The 2,729-nt window shown below is 35.0% G+C and carries 5 protein-coding genes; 4 read left to right on the top strand and 1 reads right to left on the bottom strand.

Annotated features, from left to right (window positions below):
- Positions 1–237 precede the first annotated feature (237 nt).
- Genes BN52_RS10490 through BN52_RS10485 form a run of 3 tightly spaced genes read left to right on the top strand, consistent with a single transcriptional unit; the run spans position 238 to position 1,136 of the window.
- A complete protein-coding gene (locus BN52_RS10490) occupies positions 238–726 on the top strand; it encodes an Rpn family recombination-promoting nuclease/putative transposase (protein ID WP_008473862.1) in 489 nt (162 codons plus the stop codon).
- Between the two features lie 2 nt (positions 727–728).
- Positions 729–857, top strand: coding sequence for a hypothetical protein (locus BN52_RS10540; protein WP_008473861.1), 129 nt, complete (start codon positions 729–731; stop codon positions 855–857).
- Positions 858–905: 48 nt separating this feature from the next.
- Positions 906–1,136 carry a hypothetical protein gene (locus tag BN52_RS10485; RefSeq protein WP_008473860.1) on the top strand — a complete coding sequence of 77 codons (231 nt, stop codon included), beginning with the start codon at positions 906–908 and terminating at the stop codon, positions 1,134–1,136.
- Between the two features lie 116 nt (positions 1,137–1,252).
- Here BN52_RS10485 and BN52_RS07520 read toward each other — a convergent pair whose 3' ends face one another.
- Positions 1,253–1,861, bottom strand: a complete 609-nt coding sequence (locus tag BN52_RS07520; protein WP_008473859.1) for a DUF5052 family protein — start codon at positions 1,859–1,861, stop codon at positions 1,253–1,255.
- 226 nt (positions 1,862–2,087) lie between these two features.
- Between BN52_RS07520 and BN52_RS07515 the strand changes: the two genes are divergently transcribed.
- The gene (locus tag BN52_RS07515) at positions 2,088–2,633 is read left to right on the top strand and encodes a hypothetical protein (RefSeq protein WP_008473858.1); all 546 of its coding nucleotides are present in this window, start codon (positions 2,088–2,090) and stop codon (positions 2,631–2,633) included.
- Positions 2,634–2,729 lie beyond the last annotated feature (96 nt).

Here is a 2,729-nt window from a genome sequence, read left to right as displayed (position 1 = left end):
GCCTTCTTAGGTTTAGAAGAGTGGCCAAGTGCCACAATGGGTTGTTGTTTTTCGATCATATTCTTAACCTCCATTAAATTGATGAGATTAGAATACCTGAAAAATACGGACTAAAAAAGATACTCGGTTATATGACGCTTACGATTGTTGTTTTATTTTTTTAAAAAATTTTTGCTTATCCAAAATAAAAAATAAATATTTCGATTTTTTGCGTATTTATATATTAGGGGGCTATTTTTGCTCTCAAATATTATTTACGGAGGAAATTTCATCGAAAATGAAATCCCAAAGGAATTTGGCTTTACTGAAGATAAGATCTTCGGTTGGGTCATGGAAAACGAAGAGTTTTGCTTGTATGTTTTACGAATCATCTTGCCCTTTTTGGAAATCAAAGAGATCGTAGAGTTTAACAAGCAAGATTCGCTAGGCAACGATCAGCAAGAGGCTAAAGATATCAGACTTGATGTCAAAGTGGTTGATAAGGATGGTTGCATTTTTGATATCGAGATGCAGACTTCACCAAGCAAGTATCTTGGAAGAAGATTGCGCTACTATCAATCAACGATCGATGGTGCCAAGGTTCTTAAGCCAGGTCACGATTATTCTGAATTGCCTGATACTTTCATCATCTTCTTGTGTTCGTTTAATCCGTCTGAAGCTTTTTCAAAAGTTGATAATCGTGCAGTTCACTTTTTTAAACGATCGATACCCAAGATCATGCGTTAGAGTTGATTGACGGCGCTACTAAGGTTATCATTAACTCAAAAGGCGACTTCACTGGTGAAAGCGCAGAACTTAAGGAGCTGGCGAAGTTGATGAATAATGAAGAAGTCAGTCTAAATGAACATTTTATTTGAGCTCAAAAGCGGATCAAGGAACTTAATCAAGACAGAAGGGCAGATATCATGGACTACGAGATGAAGATGATGGATCGGGAAATCTACGGTCGCGAGATTGGTGAGAAGATTGCAAATCGTGCAGGGGTTAAGAAACTGATTATCGCAATGATGGAAATATCTACAGATGATAGGATTATCTTTAATGCAGCTAAAAGGCAATACGGCGAATACTTCTCAGATGATGAGTTAAAGCAATTTATCGCAGAAGCAAAAAACGATTCTTTACAAGAAGCCTAGCTACATCCTAATTTCACAAGAACGGGCGATTGCCCGTTTTTTTATAATACAAATCAAACTCAAAAAGCTGACTCAATCTAATGAATCAGCTTTGATGATTTTATCGAAAACAATTGTTACATCTTTTTAACTGTTGATAAATCATAAATACTATAGTCGCAACGATAAATAAATAATCGTTTTCCATCAACGTTAATTTTAGTGGTCGATTTCATATCGGTGCCACTAACACGCACATGGTTGCCAACATAAACTGCAATTGGTTTTCCAGCTTGAGATCGAATTAGAATTACACGAGCCTTACCTGACCAATCATTTTTAAAATTATTGTAGATTTCTGCAAGCATAGGAACGCTAGGATTAATATTGTTGATATTAACTTTTCGATTGAATCGATCCTGATAATTGGTTAAGCCTTCGCTAGCGATTAGCGAAGAACCTACGTGGATCATTTGATGTCCGCCATATTCAATATCAATTACTTTCGACTGCTCGTTTTGGTTAGAATCAGTTTTGGACATTGGACGATAAGTAGAAATCTTTACTGAATTAGCTTTTATTTGATCAATCTTTTGCCCGTCATAATCATAGGTAGAAATAGTAAAAGGAAGTCCAGTAATGCTAGAGCGAATATCGAGCGTAACATCAGAGAACCAAGCACAACCAGACAACGTAATTGAAATTGCTACAAGTAAGCCGATAAACCATAGTCTCTTTGATCTCATAAAAAACACCCCGAAATTTATTTACATTAATTATAGAAAAAATAGGTTCACAGTACAACAAACTCAGTGACACAAAAACGCGTGTTTTTTTATTTGTACTACGTCTTAAAATATAAGCGATAACAGGTAAAAAAACAAATAGAAATGTTTTTTAATTTAAAAACTATTGCTCAGAGTACAAGGTCCTGATATAGTATTTGTTATTCTATTATTTGGAGGTAATATTTTGGAAAACTCAGCCATACCCTGTGTCCAGTTTGTGCTGAAACAGAGCATGACGAAGGCGGTTATCAGTAGTTACAGTATTAGCAAATATTGTAAGTCAGCAAGAATGTCACGGTCCACTTTTTACCGTACTTTTGAGAATGGAAAGGTAGACTTGTTATATAAAGGACTGGAAGAATCTCTCAAAGATTCACTGATGCCGAAGAAGTTTGATAAAACCATGCGGATGTCAATTTATCGAGGTTTAAAAGAAATAGAAGCTGAGAAAAACTTCTATCTAAGTATTTACAAAATAACTCGAATGGAAGATCGAAGTATTATTCGCGTCCGTTTGAAAAAATTGGCTTATCAAATTGTTATGAAGTATGCAGATAAATTCGAGGGTCTTCCCAAAAGAAAAGGAAAGACTCTTGGAAATCTGATTTATAACAATATTTCTGAATGGATAACTCATGGTTGTTTAGAAAATGTGAATGAAATCTACCAACAACTTGAACTGTTACTACCACAAGTAGAAGGACATCGTTGTTCAGATAATAATAAATGAGTTTAAACCCGCATGAAAACAGGACTTAGGGAGAGGTCCTGTATTTTTTTGCAATTTTTTCAAAAAAAGTTTTTGAAGAAAAAGGAAGAAAAATAG

Source organism: Lactobacillus gigeriorum DSM 23908 = CRBIP 24.85 (assembly GCF_000296855.1).
Lineage (GTDB): Bacteria > Bacillota > Bacilli > Lactobacillales > Lactobacillaceae > Lactobacillus > Lactobacillus gigeriorum.
Note: the sequence above shows the minus strand (reverse complement) of the source record. Positions and strands in the feature narration are given on the sequence as shown.

Coding starts and splice junctions, on each gene's coding strand:
- BN52_RS10485 (WP_008473860.1), top strand. CDS start 906: ATGGACTACGAGATGAAGATGATGGATCGGGAAATCTACGGTCGCGAG.
- BN52_RS07520 (WP_008473859.1), bottom strand. CDS start 1,861: ATGAGATCAAAGAGACTATGGTTTATCGGCTTACTTGTAGCAATTTCA.